This is a genomic window from Nocardia pneumoniae NBRC 100136 (assembly GCF_000308755.1).
Classification (GTDB): Bacteria; Actinomycetota; Actinomycetes; order Mycobacteriales; family Mycobacteriaceae; genus Nocardia; species Nocardia pneumoniae.
The window spans coordinates 1-18,893 of the sequence record NZ_BAGF01000044.1 but is presented as its reverse complement, the minus strand read 5'-3'; the positions used below and the strand labels follow the sequence as shown (position 1 = coordinate 18,893).

Sequence of the window (18,893 nt, the reverse complement as noted above, 5' to 3'; positions counted from 1 at the left end):
AAGATCGGTCAGTGCCTGTCCGCGCGGTGAGTCGCGTGCCGATATGGCACCGAACGTCCACGTGCGTCCGATTTCGCTGGCCGTAGCGCCGTTCGGTGAATACGAACGCTGACCGTCGACCGCGGCCCGGTCAGGTGACCTTGCGACACACCGCTCTTCGTGCTGTGGCATAGCGCGCGCAGTCCGATCGGTGGGTTGCGCGATGCCGAACGGAGGTAGCGATGTCTCGGGCGGCAAACGTGCTGGGGCTCGAGCTCAGCCGTGTCCGGCCGACCACGAAAAGCCTTGGGCGGCAAGACCTGACGTGCACCGGCAGCGCAGGAAGTCAGCGGAAGAGTGGGGGGCCGCGCAGGCCGGAGCCCGAACCGAGCAGTAGGCGCCGCGGCCAGGGCAGAGCGCGGTCGATCACGGGCGAGCGGAATCCGGCAGGTGCGGTGGGACCGACGGCCAGGATGCGCACCGTGTGCCGGATGTCGGATGCCGCTTGCAACACCGCCCGTTCGGCGGCGTGGATGAGCAGCGCGCCGATCGGGATGGCCGCGAGATGCGCGCCGAGCATTACCGAGGAAGCGTCGTGCTGATGTGCGGCGGACAGAGTCAGCGCCAGATGTGCGACGGTCTGCCCGATCGCCAGCATTGCCGTGATCTCGCCGAGCCCGCGCCGGTGCGGTCGCGCGCCGACCAGGACGCCCACCGCCGCGCACGCGAGGATCAACACCGCGATCGGCGCAGCCCCGGGGGACATCGCTCCACCGCCGAGGGCATGCGCCGCGATGCTCACCGCCCCGGCCGCGGATCCGACGAACGCGCCGCGCAGCCGCGTCGCCACATCCGCCGGATTTCGCACCGGCCCATACTACTTCCTGTCGTAGCGAATGTCCGCATCGGATCCAGGCCGCGCCCGCGGCGCCTGTCGTGGCACGCTTCGGCTGGCTCAGATCATCGATGCCGTGAATAGCGATGCAGTGTCGGCCATTACGGATTCAGATGCCGCTCGATCGCGCATCCGGTCGCATATGTCGAGCTGTCGCGATCGAAGGGTTGGCCCGTTCCGGGCTCACGCGTCCGAGTGGGCGATCCGCCCGCGACTCGCGCTGTAACAAGACCAGGCTGCATGTGGAACGCAATGCTTTTCGCTCATCACGCCGACAAATCCGACTGTCCGCCGGTGCGGTTGCGAGCTACGCGGAACCCGAGGTCGTCGATGTGGAAGGTCGGGTGACTCTTGCGGCGGCACGCCGCACGGCAACTGCGCGGCAGGTCGAAGGCCCCGCCGCCGCGGAACACCCGGTATGGGCCGTAGACCTCGGGATCGTAGACATCCCAGCACCATTCCCAGACATTGCCGATCATGTCGTAGAGGCCCCACGCGTTCGGCGCCTTGGTCGCCACCCGATGCACAGCGCCGCCGGAATTCTCGCGATACCAGGCGATCTCGTCCAGATCGCCATAACGCACGGCGACGGAGCCTGCGCGGCAGGCGTATTCCCATTCGGCCTCGGTGGGCAGTCGGTAGCCATCGGCCGCCGGATCACAGGTCACGTCGAGCGCGTCGGGATCGTCGCTGATCGCATAGCAGGGCGTGACCCCGCTGGCCTCGGAGAGCAGGTTGCAGAACCGGACGGCCTTCGTCCAGGAGATCTCGGTGACCGGCAGGCGCGCCGTGGCCTCGTCCGGCGGCGCGATGCCGAGCAGCGCGGCGAAGAGCCCGGTGGTGACCGGGTGCGGCGCCAGGTCGAAAGCGGCCACCTCGACCGCCCTGCTGGTCTTCTTGCTCTCGTCGCGCAGTTCGATGTGCCCTGCGGGGAGGCTGATCATGTGGAGAGGGATCGCGTCGGCGCGCGGGGAGGGAACAGTCATCTCGCGGCCAGCCTACCGATGTCCGGTGGGGCGCGGCCGGTGACGTGCCTGTGCCCCGAACGGCTCAGATCATGACGGCCGCGCGGACGAGGTTGTGATCGGACACCCCACCCACGTCGTCGACCGACGCCGCCGTGACGGTCGCGCCGTGCACGACCACGTGATCGATGTGCTGGGACTTCGCCCCCGACGCACGCGGACGAGTCGGCAGCGCATCGGCGACGCACTCGGCGACCACGAAACCGTCGCCCAACCCGTCGGCGACCGTCGCACGATCGGTGTTGAAATCGCCGAGCAGCACGGTGGCGTGTCCCGGTGCCGCGGTCGCGAGTTCGGCCAGCCGGGTCAGCTGCTGCGCGCGCCGCCGGTCGCCGGTCACATGCGTGGCGATCACCACCAGTCCGCCCGCGTCGACGACGAGCGCGCCCTTGCCCTGATCCTGCGCGAACGATTCGGCGGCGAGTTCCCTGCTCGGCTCCGCGGTGAGTACCACCAGGTACTCGCCACCGTCGAGCAGCGAACTGGGCACGCGCCGCGGCGTCGGCAGACGCTGGTACCGCATGGCGTGCATCGTTCTGTCCGGTAAGGCCATGCGCAGGCTGGCCAACTGGTCTCCGCTGACTTCCTGCAGCGCGATGATCCGCTCGGTGCGTTCGGCGACGCGCGCGGTGATCGCGGCGATCCGCGCGCCCTCGTCCGGCCATCGCGTCGTCACGTCCTCATACCAGTTCTCGGCATGGACGCGATGCAGAACGTTCCAACTGGCCACCGTGATCACCTTGGCGATGGTAGGTGACCGGGGTGGAACCGGTTGCGGCGTGGGCGGTGTGAGCAGGGCAGGTGGGATCAGCCGCCGCCGGCGAGGTCGATGCCCTGCTGTAGCGATGCCACCGTGCGATCGAGAACGCGGTGCAAAGCCGCGATCGAATGGTCGTCGCCCAGCATCCAGTGATCCAGCCCGACGCCGAATGCGGCGAAACAGGCGGCGGCTGTGAGCTGCGGTCCCAGGTCGTCGGCGGACAGTCCGGCGCGCGCGGCGAAATTTCGTGCCATCGCGCGCTGACGGCCGAGTGCTCCGATGAAGTTCTCCCTGCGTAGCTCCGGATTGCCCACCAGCAGGTGCCTGGCCCGCCGTGCGGTGTCGGCCTGGCGTCGTCGCGACGGCGCGTCCCGCTCGTCGAACAGGAACTCGCGCAAGGCCCCTCGCAGGGCGGTGAGCACCGACTCACTGGCCGGTCGACGGTCGACGGCGGCGAGCAGCTGCGCCATCAGATCTTCCTCATGGCTGAAGACCACCGCCATTTTCGACGGGAAGTGCCGGTGGAAGGTGCGCCGGGACACCTGTGCCGCGTCCGCGATCTGCTGCACGGTGGTCTGCTCGAATCCCTGTCGCTCGAACAGGCGCAGTGCCGCGTCGATCAATTCACCCCGCACTCGCGCTTTCTCGCGATCGCGTGGACCGTTCACGCTCGTCATGCCGCAGTCTTTCTCCGCAAGTGACCGGCTATCGATGTCTCAAAGTGACACTTTACGGGACGATGCCGCTACAGTGTGTCTCGTTGAGACACCAAGACCGAGAGGCGGGCGCTCATGTCGATGCGACGCACAGGAATCACCATGGCCGCGGCGGTACTGCTCGCCCTGGCACCCTCGACAGGGCTTGCCGCGGCCGATCCCGTCGCGCGGAGCGAAGCGCCGGGCACGGTAGTGCACGACGTGGCGCTGCCGGAACAGCTGTGGATCGCCGGTACCGGCACGGCCCGGCGTGTGACGTACTGGACCCGCGCCTCCGACGATCGGCCCGCGCTGTCCACCGGTGCCGTCTTCATTCCCGCCGGTACCGCGCCCAGCGGTGGCTGGCCGGTGTTGTCCTGGGAGCACGGGACGGTCGGCCTGGGCGATGAATGCGCGCCGTCCGCCGCCGGACGCAGCAAACGCGACCTGGACTACCTGGCGCACTGGATGCGGCAGGGTTACGCCGTGGTCGCCACCGACTACATCGGTCTCGGCAGTCCGGGTCCGCACGCGTACCTGGACGGACGCGCCGAGGCGCACGCGGCGATCGATATGGTCCGCGCCGCGCGCGCCGTGGCGGATTCACTGTCGTCGAAGTGGGTGGCCATCGGCCAGTCGCAAGGCGGTGGCGCAGCGGTGTTCACCGCGTCGCTGGCCACGACGTACGCGCCGGAACTGGACTACCGCGGCGCGGTCGCCACCGGTCCCGCCTCCAATGTCGTCGACGCCGCCGCGCTGCTCGGCCCGGGCGCGCCCGCGCCGGAGAACGCGCACCTGACAGCCTATATCGCGTATGTGATGAATGGACTGAAGGCGGCTCGGCCGGACTTCGACCTCGACGGCTACCTCAGCCCGCTCGGCAAGCAGCTGACGACCGCCGCGGAGACGCTGTGCTTCCAGCCGCTGGCCGAGCGCGCACAGGGTGTTTCGGTCGCCCGGGTGTTCTCCCGTCCGCTGTCCGACGGAGACTTCGTCGCCACCGCCCGCCCGGTCATGGATGTCCCCCTCACGGGGTACGACCGGCCGCTGTTCATCGGTCAGGGAACCAACGACACCGACGTCCCCGCGCCGCTGACCGCGAAACTGGTCGCCGATCTGGAACTGCACGGCGTCCGGCCCGAGGTGCACGTGTATCCGGGCAAGGACCACAGCGCGACGATGGCCACGTCCTTGCCCGACAGCACGCCGTTCGTCGCGCGCCTGTTCGCCTGACGCCGTCGGCCCGGTGCCCGCGAACCCGGCTCAGCTGTGCGCCATCGCCGGCTCAGGAGCGCCGGAGTCCGGAACCGGAGTGGCGGACTTGCGGACCGGGATGGCCAGCGCGACGAGCGCCGCTAGTGCCGCGACGCCGCAGCCGATCAGCAGACCGGTGCGGAATCCGGCCTCGGTGGGAATGGTGTGGCTGCCGAGGCGGGTGCTCATCTGCGCCAGGACGACGCCGACGACCGCGGCCGAGACCGAGGTCCCGATGGAGCGCATCAGCGTGTTGAAGCTGTTGGCGGACGCGGTTTCCGACAGCGGGACCGCCCCCATGATGAGCGCGGGCATCGCGCCGTAGGCGAGGCCGACGCCGCCGCTGCACACACAGGTCACGATCAGCAGGCCCCAGGTCGAACCGAGCAGCAGGACCGACGAGCCGTAGCCGAGCGCGATCACCGCGCTGCCCACGACCAGCGTCACCTTCGGCCCACGCGCCGCCGACAGCCGGGCGCCCAGCGGGGAGACCGCCATCATGACCAGTCCGGCGGGCGCCATCCACAGACCCATCGCCAGCATGGATCGGCCGAGCCCGTATCCGGTGGACACCGGCAGCTGCAGCAACTGCGGCACGATCAACGACTGCGCGTACATGGCGAACCCGACCACGACCGAGGCGGCGTTGGTCAGCAACACCTGCTTCCGGACGGTCACCCGCAGGTCGACCAAGGGGTCGGCGGCGCGCAGCTCCCACCAGCCCCAGATCGCCAGGACGAGGACCGCGCCCGCGAACAGCGCGATCGTGGTGCCGCTGGCCCAGCCCCAGTCGGCGCCCTTGGACACCGCGAGCAGCAGGCACACCAACCCGGTGCCGAGTCCGAGCGCGCCGAGCACGTCGAAGCCGCCGCCCGCGCGTGGCGGCGTGGCGGGCACCAGCAGCCAGATCAGCGTGGCGACGCCCGCGCTGAGCGCGGCCGAACCCCAGAACAGCACCCGCCAACTGGTGTTCTCGGCGACCGCCGCGGCGAGCGGAAGCCCCAGTGCGCCACCGATTCCCATCGATGCGCTCATCACCGCGATGGACGTGCCGAGCCGTTCGGCGGGCAGCACGTCGCGCAATGCGCTGATGCCGAGCGGGACGATGCCCATCCCGATCCCTTGCAGGCCGCGACCGGCGATCATCGGCACGACCGAACTCGCCAGCGCGCACACCAGCGAACCGGCGATCAGCGGCACCGTGCACGCCAGCAACATCCGGCGCTTGCCGTACAGGTCGCCGAGCCTGCCGGTGATCGGGGTGGCCACCGCACCGGCCAGCAGCGTCGCGGTGATCACCCAGGAAGCGTTGGACGCGGTGGTATCCAGCAGCCGGGGGAGTTCGCCGATCAGCGGCACCACCAGCGTTTGCATCAGGGCGGCGACGATGCCTGCCGCCGCGAGCACGCCGACGATGCCCTCGGATCGAACTGCGGATGGTGCTGCCACGCGGATCTCCCTCTGTCGGATTCATGTGCACGGTACATATCAATTGCATTATGCACAAGAAGTGCATAATGCAAATGTGCTGCACAGAGGCGTTGGTGTGGTATAGGTGCGGGTGACGAGCCCATGGCTGGCGAGTAGCGGCAGGAGTGTTGTGTGGACAAGCCCGTCTCTTCGGTGGAGTTCGAGACCATGCTGCTGGGACGGCACGGTCTCAGTGCCGTGGCTCGCCGGGGCAGCGGCCACCTCGACCGCAGCGCCTACACCATATTGAGCAGGCTGCGAGTCCAGGGACCGATGTCGGTGGGGGAGCTCAGCGATGCCTTCGGCTTGGACACCTCCACGCTGCATCGCCAGACGACCGCCATGCGGGGAGCCGGTCTGATCGAACGCATTCCGGACCCGGACGGCGGGATGGCCCGCAAGTTCCGCCTCACCGCGGAGGGCGAGCGCCTGCTGGAGGCCGAGCGCGCCTACAAGATCCGCGGACTCGAGACCGTCCTGAAGGACTGGTCGGCGGCGGACGTCGCCGCGTTCGCGGAGTTCTTGAAACGGTTCAACACCGACATCGAACGCATCGACAAACGGCCGTGGCCCCGGCCGTGAGCGCGTCCGCCGCCGGAGGAGTCCACACCGAATCTCCACAATTACCGACGGGTTCCTCCACGGCTGGTGGTTAGGGTTCGGTCCATGGAACAGAGCACGGCGACCGCTCCGCAGCCGACCGCGCGGCGGATTCTGGTGGTGGACGACGAAATCACCATCGCGCAGTCGGTCGCGGCGCGACTGCGGGCGGAAGGATTCACCGTCGACCTGGCGCACGACGGCCCTTCCGCCGTCGCCGCCGTCGCGGCCGCCGAACCCGACCTGGTGGTGCTCGATGTCATGCTGCCCGGGTTCGACGGCCTGGAAGTGTGCCGGCGTATTCAGGCGCGCCGCGCGATTCCCGTGCTCATGCTCACCGCGCGCGCGGATGAAACAGACCAGCTGGTTGGTCTGGGGGTCGGTGCGGACGACTACCTCACCAAACCGTTCTCGCTGCGCGTGCTCGCCGCGCGAGTGCACGCGCTGCTGCGTCGGATGGAACGTGCCGCCGACCGTGACGGCGCCCCGATCCTGGTCGGTGACCTGCGCATAGACGTCGACCAGCGCCGGGTGTGGCGCGCCGACGTCGAGGCGCGACTGACGCCGCTCGAATTCGAGCTGCTCGCCCGCCTCGCTCGTCGCCCGCGCACCGTGCTGGCGCGCGAACGCCTGCTCGAAGACGTCTGGGACTGGGCCGACGCGGCGGGTACCCGCGCGGTCGACAGTCACATCAAGGCGTTGCGGCGCAAACTCGGCGCCGACCTCATCCGCACCGTGCGCGGTGTCGGGTACGCGCTGGAGGCCCGATGAGCGCAGCCGCCGGGCAGGAGCCGACGGCTCCCCGAAGGGAGGACCGGACCGGCCCGGCGATGCCCGCCGCGCGACGATGGGTTCGCCGGACGAGCGACCGTGTCGCCGAGTTGGTGCCGCGGCCGCTGGACCCGGTCAAGTCGATCAAGCTGAAACTGGCCATCCTCATGCTGTGTTCCGGCGGGGTCGCGTTCGGGTTCTTCCGGTTCAATATCGGCTGGCTGCCGCCGCGCACCACGCTCACCGCGGTGGTGATCGCGCTGGCGACCTCACAGGTTCTCGCGCATGGCATCACCAGGCCGCTACGGGAGATGACCGCGGCGGCCAAACGGATGGCGCACGGTGACTACACCCACCGGGTCCGGGCCAGCTCCCGTGACGAAGTCGGGCAACTGGCCGAGGCGTTCAACCAGATGGCCGCCGACCTGGCCGCGGCCGACCGGCAACGCCGCGACCTCATCGCGAACGTCTCGCACGAATTGCGCACGCCCATCACCGCTTTGCACGCGGTGCTGGAGAACCTGGTCGATGGCGTCTCGCAACCCGACCCGGCGACCTTGCGCACCGCACTGGCCCAGACCGAGCGGCTGACGCTGCTGGTCTCCGAACTGCTCGATCTCTCCAGCATCGAAGCGGGCGCCTTTCCGCTCGACCGCGAAGAGCTGCCCGTCGCTCCGCTGCTGGCGGACGTCGTCGCCGAGGCCGAAGTCATGACGGCCGCGCTCGGGCGCGGCGTGCGCTTCCGCACCGACGTCCTGCCCGGCACCGCCCGCGTCTGCGCCGACCGTGCCCGATTGCATCAGGTGCTGCTCAACCTGCTGGACAACGCCGCGCGGCACGGACCCGCCGGTGGTGAAGTCCGCATCGTCGCTCGGGTTTCGCAGGGTGAGGTCGTCATCGATGTCGAGGACGACGGACCGGGTATCCCGCCCGCCGAACGCGCCCGCGTCTTCGACCGGTTCACCAGGGGAGGCCGCACCGTCGGCGGCGGCACCGGGCTCGGCCTAGCCATCTCGCGCTGGGTCGTCGACCTGCACGGCGGCACCATCGCCGTCGCCGATCCCGGCTCACGCATCCGAGTGGTTCTGCCCGAGCGCTGATCTGCCACGCCCGACACCCCGGACCTCATCGGGACCCGGGTCGATTCCGCACGCCTACAGAAGGGAACCGCCATGCCCGAAGGAACCGAATCCACGTCGTCGACCGAACCGCCGCCGCTGGCGTCGACGGCCGGAAAATCCGGTGAGGCCGGTGAGTCCGCGGATTCCACCGTGGAACTCGGGCGAGACGCGCCAGGTGGGCATGCGTCAGGGTCGAGCGCTCCAACAGCGCCGGATGCCGAGGGCCAGCAGGCGCCACATACCCGCGTTCCCAAGTGGCGACGTGTCGTGTGCCCACCCGGTGTGGCGCCCGCCGCGGGGATCTCCGGATCGGCCGCCGCGATCCTGATCCGGTGGGACCGGCCCGGGATCGGCTGGGTGGTCGCTGCCGTCATCGCCGCGGCGGCGGTCTTTCTGGTCGACAGCAGGGCGCGCCGGGGCGTGCGGAGTGCGACATCCGGTGTCCCGGACGAGGAAAAAGTGCGCCTCCTTCGCCGCAGGCAAAATCTGGCACGGTCGTGGTGGGCAAGCCTCACTCTCGCCCTGCTCGCGGTCGGGGCATTCCGCGCCGCGGGTTGGCTGTTCGCGTTGTGCGTCGTGGCGGCGGGTCTCGCCGGTTCGCTGGCTGTCGTCGGACGCCGATCGGCGAACGGCATCCTCTACGACACCCTCGCCGTACCGCTCGAGGCAGTGGCGGCCCTGCCCTGGGTGTATGCGGGAACGGCGCGGGTCCGCGGCGCCGACGCGCCCCGCAGGTGGCGGCTCGTACTGTCGGCGGCGGTCACCGTGGCGCTGCTCGCGGTGTTCGTGCCGCTGCTCGGCAGCGCGGACGCGATCTTCGCCAACCTGATCCACAGCGTGACGCCGGACCTCGATGCGCCCGCGGTGGTGCGGTGGATGGTGTTGTTCGTCTCGGCCGCCTCGGGCGCGCTCGGCGCGATGTTCGTGCTCGCCGGTCCACCGCTGCCCGCCACCGCGACCGCCCGGCGACGTGGTCTGCGCCGGACCGAGTGGGCGCTGCCCGTGGGCGCGCTCGCGATTCTGTTTGCGGCGTTCGTCAGCACCCAGTTCGTCGTGCTCTTCGGCGGCGACGGCTACGTTCAGCGCACCGCGGGGCTGACCTACGCCGAGTACGCGCGCACCGGCTTCTGGCAACTGTCCGCCGTCACCGTCCTCACCCTCGCGGTGCTCATGATCGTGCTGCACTGGGCGGCGCAGGACACCGCCGCCGACCGCCTGTGGCTGCGTGCTCTGCTCACTGTGGTGAGCGGGCTCGCGTTGATCATCGTCGCCTCGGCGCTCGGCCGGATGTGGACCTACCAGCGGGCCTACGGCTTCACGGTGCTGCGTCTACTGGTCGAGGTCTGTGAGCTGTGGCTCGGCCTGGTCTATGTCCTGGTGGTGGTCGCCGTCGTGCGGCTGCGGCGCGCCTGGCTGCCGCGCGCCGTGCTGGGCACGGCCATGGCGACGCTGCTCGCGCTCGCCGTGCTCGACCCGGAACGGTTGATCGCCGAACAGAACATCGACCGCTGGCAGCGCGGCAAGTCGCTGGACACGGACTATCTGGGCACCCTTTCGCCCGACATCCTGCCCGCCACCGATCGGCTTCCCGAGCCGCTGCGGACCGACCTGCGCGCCCGGCTGCGCGCCGATCTCGATCCCGACACGTGGCGGAGCTGGAACCTCTCCCGCGCGCGAGCACGGTGAGCGCGCATGCAATACACTTGTATTATCGCTGATCGTGGGTTATAACTGGCCGGAGTGGGCACTGTTGTCACTGGTGGGGATCGACCCTCGCGAAGTGCTGCAGGTGCTCATGGGTGCCCGCCGATGGCCTCGGCAGGCGCGTGGCCGGAACGAGCTGTCGGTGCTCACCGTGTGGGGCCGCACCGAGGCGGGCCGGCCACTCATCGTCGCTGTCCGCCGCACCGAAGGCTGGCAGTGGGACATCCTGGGCGCAGTCGAGATGACCGAGTCCCAGGTGGCCGAACTCGAGCGCTGGGAGCACGCCGATGACTGACTACCCGACGAATCCGAAGGACGTCCAGGACTTCCTATCCGGCCTCCAATACACCGACGCGCCGGTGGATCCGGCCGAGCTGCCGCCGCCGTTGCGCGCCGAGGACACGGTCACCGTCACCACCTCGCTGCGCATCCCGCTCGATCTGCACCAGCGGGTCAAGAAGGCGGCCGAGCAACGCAACGTGACCATGTCCGCGCTCATCCGCGACTGGATCGAGCTGGAACTGGCCGCCCTGGAAAACGACCAGCCCATTTCACGCGCCGACGCCCTGCGCGCGCTCGCCGCCCTGCATCCGCTGCGTCAGTCGGCGTAGTCACGGCGCGTGCCGGTCCTGCCAGGCGGGCCTCTTCGGCGCTCACGCGACCCCGGCCAGCCGGATCAGATCTTCGGTTCCGGGCGCTCGGCGTCCTTGCCGATCCCGCCGAGTGCCTGACGGACCGCATCGGCCGGGTCGACCGCCAACGTGGTCGCGGCCACGGATTGCCCGTTCGCGTCGCGAATCTCCCAACCACCCAGGGAGACAACCGGTATCCCGCCGCGTCGCCGCGCCAACGCGACCTCCGACAGCGTGCCCCACGATCCGCCGACGACGATCATCGCGTCCGCCGACTCGACCAGGATCGCGTTGCGCGCCTCGCCCATGTTGGTGAACAGCACCGCCGACAAACCGGGGCAGATCGCGTCGCGATCGGTGTCTCCCCGCACCCCGATCACCAAGCCACCCTCGCGCGCCGCCCCGTCGGCCACTGCGGCCATCACTCCGGATCCGCCGCCGCACAGGACGGTCACACCCGCCCGCGCCAAGAGCTCGCCCACCGCACGCGCCCACTCCGCTTCCCGCGCCGAGCATTCTCTCGGCCCGCACACCGCAACCTGCCGCACCGGCGCCACCCCTCTCCTCGGACACGCCGTTTACGTCAGACGCGCCCGCAACGCGATGGCATCGCGGGGCGCCATCACCTTCGCGTCGTTGTCGAAATACGTGTACACATCGCCGGATCGAGCCCACGAGCGGATCTTCTCCGCCCACATGTCCAGGCCGTCATCGGTGTAGCCGCTGACGTAGAGCTCGTCGTGCCCGTGCAACCGGACATAGACGAAATCCGCGGTGACCTCCTCGAGCAGTGGATACTTGCCCGCCGCGTCGGCGACGACGAGCGCGACGCCGTGGCGGGTGAGCAGGTCCGGGAACGCCGGGGTCAGGAAGCTGGCGTGCCGGATCTCCAGCGCGTGCCGCATCGGCCGGTCGGCGTCGGTGCTGGTGTGTGCGGGATCGACGCGGTGATCGTGCCGTCGCGCGATCTCGGCGGCCTCCTCGGTGCTGCGGGGCAGCCGGGAGAGGAAGGCGTCGAGCACGTCCGCGTCGAAGGGGAAGGTGGGTGGCAGTTGCCACAGCATCGGACCCAGCTTGGGTCCCAGCGCCAAGGGGCCGGACGCGAGGAAGTTCGCCAGCGGCTCGTCTCCGTCCCGCAGCCTTTTCATATGCGTGATGAAGCGGCTGCCTTTCACCGCGAACACGAACTCATCGGGGGTCTGCTCCGCCCAGTCGCGATAGCTGGACGGGCGTTGCAGCGAATAGAACGAGCCGTTGATCTCGACGCTGTCGAGTCGCTCCGCCAGATAGGCCAGCTCGCGCTTGTGCCGGACGCCCGCGGGATAGAACGTCCCCCGCCAGGGCGGATATACCCATCCTGACGTGCCGATCCGGATCTGGCCCACCCCTCTATGGTGACAAACGAACCGCGCCGACAGCCCAGGTTGGCGGTCGAGCGTGTTGATTCCGGCGAATGAGACACCGCACGGGGCTGGGGCGACCGAGGCGTGGATGATCGGCGGGCGCACGGTCCGGCGCAGCTTCCAGGGTGGTGACCGGCCGACGCGCGAAGGCGATAGCCGGGATGGTCAGCCCATCACGAAGGAGGCGGCGACCCACGCAAGCAGGACCAGCACGGCGCCGACCAGCGCGCCAGGGAACAGCGCACGACCGTGCCTGGCCGCCATGACGGACAGTGCCGCGCCGATGGCGAAGCCGAAAGCCCCGCCGCCCACCATGATCCACACGCCCGCGCTCGTGTCGACCCGGCACTCGGGCTTGGACGCGCAGATGCCGCCCGCCATCAGGAACCACGGCGCGAGCACCACCGACATTGTGGCCAGCGTCGCGGGCAGGAACCACAGCAGCGCGCTGACGACCAGATCCGCCTTGCGCGGCGGCTCGACCGCGCGGACTTCGGGTTCGCGCGTCGGATAGCCGGAGGGGGTGGTGCCGTGGGAGACCTGGTTCAGGTAACCATGCATCGTGTCTCGCTATCGCTTGTCGGTGGAGTCGACCGGGCCGATGGAAGTTATACACCAGGCCCTACGCGTGGAAGTGCTTGTGTTCCCTTCGATACGAGCTGTTCCCTCGCGCTTCACGCGCGGCGTCGGAGCGCACCGGACCGGTGGGTCCAACGGTGCTTCGGACAGCGAATCGACAGCATCGCCGACGAATTGGGCTGTGGGCGAGGAGTGCTCCGTTGGCATCGGTGACCGTAGGGAGCGCCAGCTGTAGTACAGGTGATGGCGAACCGTCACACAGTCCATCTCACGGCGTGGGCGCTGGAAGCGGGAAACTGCGAAACCCTCTGGGACGCATCCTGACACGTACATAACCGCAGGTGGTTCGGGGCTACCGATGTCGATGGCATACCTACGTGGCCATTCTGTGTGTCGATCGGCACCGCGATCGGGGCCCCATGTCGCCCTGACGCACCGCAGGACCGGACGACAGCGGCGTCGGACGCTCCGTACCGAGTTCGCCCGATCGACGAATTCGCTTCTACCGTGGGAGTCGCGCATTGACCACGCCCCGAGATTCCGTCCCCGCCGGGAACGCTTTTGGCGCACATCATGGTTCGCCGATCGGTGCCGACGTCGAGCGGATACCGCTGCACTCCAGGGAGTTCGCGGCCGATCCGCATCGAGCATACCGGGACATGCGGGCCGGCTACGGTTCGCTGGCGCCGGTGGAGTTGGCGCCCGGCGTGCCCGCGACGCTGGTGCTCAGTTATCGCACCGCTGTGCGAATCCTGCACGACCCCGACCGTTTTCCCGCCGACCCGCGCACCTGGCAGGCGAACGTGCCCACCGACTGCCCGGTGCTGCCGGTGCTGGAATGGCGGCCGAACGCGATGCGCAGCGCGGGCGCCGAGCATGCCCGCTACCGCGAGGCCAACACCGCGGCCATCAATGCCGTGGACCTGCACGCCCTGCACGCCACGGTGGAGCGCATCGCCGTCCCGCTGATCAACACCTTCTGCACGACCGGCAGCGCCGATCTGGTCTCCCAGTACGCGTTACCGCTCGTCTTCGAAGCGATCAACGCGCTGCTGGGGTGCCCACCGGAGATCGGGAAGGAGGTCGCCGCCGCGACCGCCGCGGTGTTCGACGGCGTCGACGCCGAAGCGGGCAATCGCCTGCTCAGCGCCGCGCTGCTGCGGCTGCTCGAACTCAAACGCGCCGAACCGGGCGACGACGTCACCACCCGCCTGCTCGAGCACCCGGCCCGCCTCGACGACGCGGAGGTGATCCACCAACTCGTCGTGCTCTACGGTGCGGGCATCGAGCCGCTGCAGAACCTGATCGTCAACAGCCTCGTGCTGATCCTGACCGACGACCGTTTCGGCGGCAATGTGCTGGGCGGCAGCCTGTCGACCCGCGACGCCTTGGACGAGGTGCTGTTCACCGACCCGCCGATGGCCAACTTCTCCGTCACCTACCCGCGTCAGCCGATCCTGATCGACGATGTCTGGCTGCCGGCCCATCAACCGGTCGTCATCAGCTTCGCGGCGTGCAACAACGATCCGGCGATCAGCGTCGACAACCACAGCGGCAACCGATCGCATCTGGCGTGGGGTGCCGGACCACACGCCTGTCCCGCCCGCAGCCCGGCCTACCTGATCGCGCAGGACGCGATCGACCAGCTATTGGACGCGCTGCCGGAACTGAGGCCCGCCGTCCCGGTGCACGAATTGGCCTGGCGGCCAGGGCCTTTCCATCGAGCCCTGGCCGCGCTTCCGGTCGCCTTCCCCGCGACCCCCCTCTGGCAACTGTGACACCCGCGCCGCGACGTATCAGGATGAGGCGTCCGCCGCGAACCGCGCCAGATTCGACGGCCGCGCGAAGGTGGCGGCGAACGCGTCGCCCAGCGTCGAATCGTGCTGCGCGGCCAGCATCATCTCCCGCAACGCCGGAGGCGGGTCGAGCACGGTCGCGGTCCATCGCGCCGCGGGGTGGGCGACGGCGGTGAGCCACGGCGCCGCCGCCCACTCCATCCAGTCCCTGTCGTACGGCCCGTCGGACGTGTGCCGGATCGCCTCGGCATAGCGGATGGCGCAGTGCACGGCATTGTTGGCCCCCTGCGCACCGCCCGGGTCCATCCGGCAGACGACGTCGCCGCCGCCGAGCACCGGCCTGCCCGAGGGCAGGGTGCCGACCGGTCTGCGCATGGCCGGTGTCACGGCCCCGACCAGCGTCGCTCCGGCGTCGGTCAGCTCGGCGTCGCGATACCGTTCGGCGAGTTCGGCGGGCAGGTGCTCATCGATGAGCTGCTTGGCCTGCCGCAATCGTTGCGCCGGCGTGCCGTGCTGGTCGAAGACGTCGAGAGCGCCGCCTGGCCGCGCCTCGAAAAGCATCATCTCGCAACGGCGTTCCTGGCCCGGCCGACCGGTCAGTCCGGGGTAGGAGATCACCTCACCGTGCTCGGGTAGCGCGGTGTAGGTGCCGAGGTGGTGCGGATCGGGCTGGACGCCGTCGAGGTACAGCACCGCCAGCCGCCGCTGCGGCGCGGCCGGCGCGGTCCACGCGGGATCGTCCTCGAAACAGGCGGCGAGGTCGCGGGAGGCGCGGGTCACCACGGTCAGGTCGTAGTCGGCGGCGGCGCGGTCGACTTCTGGCACCGACAGGTCGGCGACGCGCAGGTCGCCGCCCGCGGCCAGGAATTCGCTCAGCCAGCGTGCGAAGACGGTCCGCTGGTCCACGCTCTGCGCCGGCCGAGGCAAGCGTCCGGCCCAGGTGGCCACGACCGCCCGGTCGACCGCCATGGTGAACCGGATACCCTCGATGTTCGGCGCGCTCGTCCGCCAGAAGCCCAGTCCGGCATCCGATTCGAGGTCGAGCGTCGAAGGGAACTTGACCTGGGTGCTGGTCACCGTCCCCGCGAGGATCGCCTCGGCGTCGCGGTCGGTCACCAGCGTGACCGAGCTACCGCCACGCAGGAGGCAATGGGCCAGGGGTAGCCCGCATTCACCCGCTCCGAGTACCTGTATCCGTCCCATCATGGTGTCCCTTCGGTCGTTAGATCGACGGCGGCGATAGCGAAATCGTCGAAGAATAGGTGGGTGCGGCACATCGGTAGAGTCCTGGCGGATCGCCGGCCGACTACGCTGCACTGCTGTGTCGGTAAGACGTGCGTCGGGTCCGGGTCTCCCGCCCGCGGCCCCCAGCGATTTCGTCGGCCGCGAACGCGAGCTGGAGAAGATCGGGATGTCGCTGCTCGGCGCGACCCGCCTGGTCACCCTGATCGGCGCGGGCGGCATCGGCAAGACCAGGCTGGCGGCGGAGGCCGTGCACCGGTTCCACCGGGCGCGGCGGGTGCCGGTGCACTGGGTGCGCCTGGCCCTGCTGTCGCGCGGCGCCGACGCGGCCGCGGTGGAGGAACAGGTGGCGCGGTCGCTGATCGACGCCGACTTCTCCGGACGGTCGGCCTGGGAGGCGGTTCTGGACACGCTGCGGCGCCGCGACGCGGTCGGGCGCGCCTTGCAGACGATCCTGGTGATGGACAACTGCGAGCACGTCTTGGACGGCGCGGGCCAGGTGATCGCCGACTTGCTCGACGCGGCGCCCGGGCTCACCGTGCTGGCCACCAGCCGCGAGGCGATCGGCTGGGTCGACGAGCAACTGGTGCCCGTGCCCGCACTGTCCAGACAACAGGCGCTGACCTTGTTCCGCGGCCGCGCGGAACTGACCGGGCACACCATCGCCGACGGCGATATCGAGCTGGCCGAGGCGATTTGCAGGCATGTGCACAATCACCCGCTGTATATCCGGCTGGCCGCCGCGCGCCTGCTGCGTCAGCCGCTGGCGATGATCCTGCGGGATCTCAACGGGGAGGCGAGCGATCGGCGGCTGCGCTGGTCGCACGGACCCCGGGTCGGCGCCGACGCACGGCACCAGGGCATCCGCGATGTCATCGGCTGGTCCTACGACCTGTGCCGGGACAAGGAGCGCCTGCTGCTCGAGCGGTTGTCGGTCTTCGCCGCCGGTCACGACGTCGACCACGAGGATCCGGACCTGCCCGCACTCGACGTCGGCGCCGAGCTGGAGGCGATCGAAGCCGTCTGCGCCGACGACCACCCCGGCGGCCTTGCCCGCGTCGAGATCGAGGAGCTGCTCGAGCGGCTGGCGGACCAGTCCCTGGTCTCGGTCCACCTGACGGCGACCACGGTGCGCTACTCGCTGCTGGAGAGCGTCCGGGTGTTCGCCCAGCAGCGCCTGCGCGAACGCGGCGCCGAATTCGAGCGGTTGTCGCGCAGGCACCGTCGCTACTACCGCGACAAGGTCGTCGCGGCGCAGGCCGAGTGGTTCGGCCCGGCCGAGCAGGATCTGCTGGACTGGGCACGCGCGGCCTGGGACAACCTGCTGTGCGCCATCGAGGGGAGCCTCGATACGCCGGGGGAGGCCGCGACCGGTTTGGAGATCGCGGTCGGGCTGATCGCTTTGCGCAGCCCGTTCTTCACCGGTTCGTTGCGCGAACCGCGCCGATGGGCCGAACGCACGCTCGCCGCCAGCCGCAGCCTCGACCCGCAGCCGGTGGAATTGCAGATCGCGGCGCTGGCACTGATCGGGTGGATCAGCATGTGCCAGGGCGTGCACGGCGACGCCGAGCGCATGCTGGAGGAGTGCGTGGTCACCTGCGTGCCGGACCCCGCCACGCGTTCCGGGTGGCGCGAACACCCCGAACGTGATCTCGATCTGCCCGCCGTGGTCGAGTTCACCAGGGGCAGCGAACTGCTGCTGGTGCGCCGCGACGTGCGCGCGATTCCCGTTCTCGCCCGCGCCCGAACGAAATTCGCCGCGGGGGGCGACCGTGGTGGCGCCGCGATGAGCGAGTTGTTCGAGGCGTTGGCCGCCGCGTTCCTCGGCACGGCGTCGCAGGCGCTGGAGATCGCCCGGCGGCACCTGGTCAACGCGGAGCGGTCCGGGGCGCGCTGGGCCAAGTCGTGGGCCGAGCTGGCCTGGGCGATCGCGCTGACCAAACACGGCGACCCGAACGATGCGCTGGCCGTGGGGCATACGACGCTGACCAACCAGCTGGCCATGCGCGATCAGTGGGGCGCCGTGTGGGCCATCCACCTCCGCGCGTGGTCACTGGCGCGCCTGATCACCGACGCGGCCGGCGAGCGCTCGGACGTCGTGACGGAATGGGCGCGTGACATCGCCCGTCTCGCCGGAGGCGCCGCGACACTGCGGCACAAACTCGGCGTGGACATCGCCAATCTGGGACCGTTCGCCGCCGAAACCGACGCCGCCGCAACGACTGCTGGCGAAGTCCTCGGCGCGGCGGCCTTCGCGGCGGCCGAGCGAGAGGGCGCGCTGCTGCGGCCCGAACTCGGCGAGGTGGCACAGCTGGCGCTGGGCACCCTCGCGCTGGACCGCCTGCCCGTCGACCACCCGGTCCGGCGCGAGCGGCCCTCGCGCTGGCAAGAGCTGTCGACGGCCGAACAGGAGGTCGCCGTCCTGGCCGCGGCGGGCTGGACCAACACCGCGATCGCCGCGCGGCGCGGCAGCTCGTTCAAGACGGTGGACGCCCAGATGGCCGCGGTCCTGCAGAAACTGATGATCGCATCGCGGGAGGACATCCGCGCTCTGGTGCCTGCCGACCGGCGCGCCGAGGTGGCCGAGGAAGCCGCGCGCAAACCGCAGCGCACCCGGCGCTCGTGAGACCGCGAAGCGGATTGGGCTAGAAGCCATTTGCTGGGGCAGCTCCGGGTGATGCGATGTGCGCCAAGGGGCTACGCCCACGTGTCATCACTGGTGGAGCCGGTCGAGGTTGACTCACGGCGTATCGCCGCGGAGGCCGGTACCCTGGATACAAAGTTGTCGCGCGGACGCTAAGTTATCGCGAGTTTTCGTAACCAACCGCCGGTTTTCTCGGCATTGTGTACCTTATGTTATTGGAGGTTCGCTTCGCTTATCGGGGTGAGCCAGGGTCGAGGCCAACGGGCCGGCCAGGAGGACTCCGCTGTCTCCCGTGCGGTACATCCGTCCGAGACGCGGACCAC

Annotated in this window: 18 protein-coding genes; 9 read left to right on the top strand and 9 right to left on the bottom strand. The window is 69.8% G+C overall.

Features of this window, described 5'->3' with window-relative positions; translation table 11 throughout:
* Positions 1 to 325: 325 nt before the first annotated feature.
* From ON34_RS13745 to ON34_RS13730, 4 genes are all read right to left on the bottom strand, one after another.
* On the bottom strand, positions 326 to 847 hold the full coding sequence (locus ON34_RS13745; RefSeq protein ID WP_040779413.1) for a hypothetical protein: 522 nt from the start codon (positions 845 to 847) through the stop codon (positions 326 to 328).
* Between the two features lie 293 nt (positions 848 to 1,140).
* Positions 1,141 to 1,860: a formylglycine-generating enzyme family protein gene (locus ON34_RS13740; protein WP_051022524.1), complete on the bottom strand. Its 720-nt coding sequence runs from the start codon at positions 1,858 to 1,860 to the stop codon at positions 1,141 to 1,143.
* Positions 1,861 to 1,924: 64 nt separating this feature from the next.
* Entirely contained in the window at positions 1,925 to 2,638 is a 714-nt protein-coding gene (locus tag ON34_RS13735; protein ID WP_040779411.1) for an endonuclease/exonuclease/phosphatase family protein, read from the bottom strand.
* A gap of 68 nt (positions 2,639 to 2,706) precedes the next feature.
* Complete coding sequence (locus tag ON34_RS13730; RefSeq protein WP_051022521.1) at positions 2,707 to 3,336, bottom strand: TetR/AcrR family transcriptional regulator; 630 nt, start codon at positions 3,334 to 3,336, stop codon at positions 2,707 to 2,709.
* Positions 3,337 to 3,450: 114 nt separating this feature from the next.
* On the opposite strand from ON34_RS13730, the gene ON34_RS13725 reads away from it, so the two are divergent.
* Positions 3,451 to 4,587, top strand: coding sequence for a lipase family protein (locus ON34_RS13725; RefSeq protein WP_040779409.1), 1,137 nt, complete (start codon positions 3,451 to 3,453; stop codon positions 4,585 to 4,587).
* Positions 4,588 to 4,617: 30 nt separating this feature from the next.
* On the opposite strand, the gene ON34_RS13720 is transcribed toward ON34_RS13725, so the two are convergent.
* Positions 4,618 to 6,057 (bottom strand): MFS transporter, encoded by a 1,440-nt coding sequence (locus ON34_RS13720; RefSeq protein WP_040779407.1) that lies wholly within the window; start codon positions 6,055 to 6,057, stop codon positions 4,618 to 4,620.
* A gap of 153 nt (positions 6,058 to 6,210) precedes the next feature.
* Here ON34_RS13720 and ON34_RS13715 point away from each other — a divergent pair, with 153 nt between their 5' ends.
* From ON34_RS13715 to ON34_RS13690, 6 genes are all read left to right on the top strand, one after another.
* The gene (locus tag ON34_RS13715) at positions 6,211 to 6,660 is read left to right on the top strand and encodes a MarR family winged helix-turn-helix transcriptional regulator (RefSeq protein ID WP_040779405.1); all 450 of its coding nucleotides are present in this window, start codon (positions 6,211 to 6,213) and stop codon (positions 6,658 to 6,660) included.
* 84 nt (positions 6,661 to 6,744) lie between these two features.
* Entirely contained in the window at positions 6,745 to 7,449 is a 705-nt protein-coding gene (locus tag ON34_RS13710) for a response regulator (protein WP_083889405.1), read from the top strand.
* 59 nt (positions 7,450 to 7,508) lie between these two features.
* Positions 7,509 to 8,549, top strand: coding sequence for a HAMP domain-containing sensor histidine kinase (locus ON34_RS13705; RefSeq protein ID WP_051022519.1), 1,041 nt, complete (start codon positions 7,509 to 7,511; stop codon positions 8,547 to 8,549).
* A gap of 72 nt (positions 8,550 to 8,621) precedes the next feature.
* Positions 8,622 to 10,256, top strand: coding sequence for a DUF4153 domain-containing protein (locus ON34_RS13700; RefSeq protein WP_083889403.1), 1,635 nt, complete (start codon positions 8,622 to 8,624; stop codon positions 10,254 to 10,256).
* A 34-nt stretch (positions 10,257 to 10,290) separates the two neighbouring features.
* Positions 10,291 to 10,569 carry a hypothetical protein gene (locus ON34_RS13695; protein ID WP_040779403.1) on the top strand — a complete coding sequence of 93 codons (279 nt, stop codon included), beginning with the start codon at positions 10,291 to 10,293 and terminating at the stop codon, positions 10,567 to 10,569.
* Positions 10,562 to 10,885, top strand: a complete 324-nt coding sequence (locus ON34_RS13690; RefSeq protein ID WP_051022516.1) for a ribbon-helix-helix domain-containing protein — start codon at positions 10,562 to 10,564, stop codon at positions 10,883 to 10,885. The genes ON34_RS13695 and ON34_RS13690 overlap by 8 nt, the downstream gene beginning before the upstream one ends.
* A gap of 65 nt (positions 10,886 to 10,950) precedes the next feature.
* Here the strand turns inward: ON34_RS13690 and ON34_RS33545 are convergent, their stop codons facing one another.
* The 3 genes from ON34_RS33545 to ON34_RS13675 form a co-directional block, all read right to left on the bottom strand.
* Positions 10,951 to 11,454, bottom strand: coding sequence for an SLOG cluster 4 domain-containing protein (locus tag ON34_RS33545; protein WP_051022553.1), 504 nt, complete (start codon positions 11,452 to 11,454; stop codon positions 10,951 to 10,953).
* Between the two features lie 30 nt (positions 11,455 to 11,484).
* The gene (locus ON34_RS13680) at positions 11,485 to 12,291 is read right to left on the bottom strand and encodes a DUF72 domain-containing protein (RefSeq protein WP_040779402.1); all 807 of its coding nucleotides are present in this window, start codon (positions 12,289 to 12,291) and stop codon (positions 11,485 to 11,487) included.
* 183 nt (positions 12,292 to 12,474) lie between these two features.
* On the bottom strand, positions 12,475 to 12,870 hold the full coding sequence (locus tag ON34_RS13675; RefSeq protein ID WP_040779400.1) for a hypothetical protein: 396 nt from the start codon (positions 12,868 to 12,870) through the stop codon (positions 12,475 to 12,477).
* A 677-nt stretch (positions 12,871 to 13,547) separates the two neighbouring features.
* Between ON34_RS13675 and ON34_RS13670 the strand changes: the two genes are divergently transcribed.
* A complete protein-coding gene (locus ON34_RS13670; RefSeq protein WP_373291918.1) occupies positions 13,548 to 14,666 on the top strand; it encodes a cytochrome P450 family protein in 1,119 nt (372 codons plus the stop codon).
* Positions 14,667 to 14,684: 18 nt separating this feature from the next.
* Here the strand turns inward: ON34_RS13670 and ON34_RS13665 are convergent, their stop codons facing one another.
* Positions 14,685 to 15,887 carry a styrene monooxygenase/indole monooxygenase family protein gene (locus tag ON34_RS13665; protein WP_157172296.1) on the bottom strand — a complete coding sequence of 401 codons (1,203 nt, stop codon included), beginning with the start codon at positions 15,885 to 15,887 and terminating at the stop codon, positions 14,685 to 14,687.
* Positions 15,888 to 16,005: 118 nt separating this feature from the next.
* Between ON34_RS13665 and ON34_RS13660 the strand changes: the two genes are divergently transcribed.
* On the top strand, positions 16,006 to 18,552 hold the full coding sequence (locus ON34_RS13660; RefSeq protein ID WP_040779395.1) for a helix-turn-helix transcriptional regulator: 2,547 nt from the start codon (positions 16,006 to 16,008) through the stop codon (positions 18,550 to 18,552).
* Positions 18,553 to 18,893: the final 341 nt, after the last annotated feature.

Bases quoted from the DNA above. Each gene is read 5' to 3' on its own strand.
- ON34_RS13675 (WP_040779400.1), bottom strand. From the start codon at position 12,870: ATGCATGGTTACCTGAACCAGGTCTCCCACGGCACCACCCCCTCCGGC.
- ON34_RS13710 (WP_083889405.1), top strand. From the start codon at position 6,745: ATGGAACAGAGCACGGCGACCGCTCCGCAGCCGACCGCGCGGCGGATT.
- ON34_RS13725 (WP_040779409.1), top strand. From the start codon at position 3,451: ATGTCGATGCGACGCACAGGAATCACCATGGCCGCGGCGGTACTGCTC.
- ON34_RS13730 (WP_051022521.1), bottom strand. From the start codon at position 3,336: ATGACGAGCGTGAACGGTCCACGCGATCGCGAGAAAGCGCGAGTGCGG.
- ON34_RS13705 (WP_051022519.1), top strand. From the start codon at position 7,509: ATGCCCGCCGCGCGACGATGGGTTCGCCGGACGAGCGACCGTGTCGCC.
- ON34_RS13740 (WP_051022524.1), bottom strand. From the start codon at position 1,860: ATGACTGTTCCCTCCCCGCGCGCCGACGCGATCCCTCTCCACATGATC.
- ON34_RS13700 (WP_083889403.1), top strand. From the start codon at position 8,622: ATGCCCGAAGGAACCGAATCCACGTCGTCGACCGAACCGCCGCCGCTG.
- ON34_RS13665 (WP_157172296.1), bottom strand. From the start codon at position 15,887: ATGGGACGGATACAGGTACTCGGAGCGGGTGAATGCGGGCTACCCCTG.
- ON34_RS13670 (WP_373291918.1), top strand. From the start codon at position 13,548: ATGCGGGCCGGCTACGGTTCGCTGGCGCCGGTGGAGTTGGCGCCCGGC.
- ON34_RS13690 (WP_051022516.1), top strand. From the start codon at position 10,562: ATGACTGACTACCCGACGAATCCGAAGGACGTCCAGGACTTCCTATCC.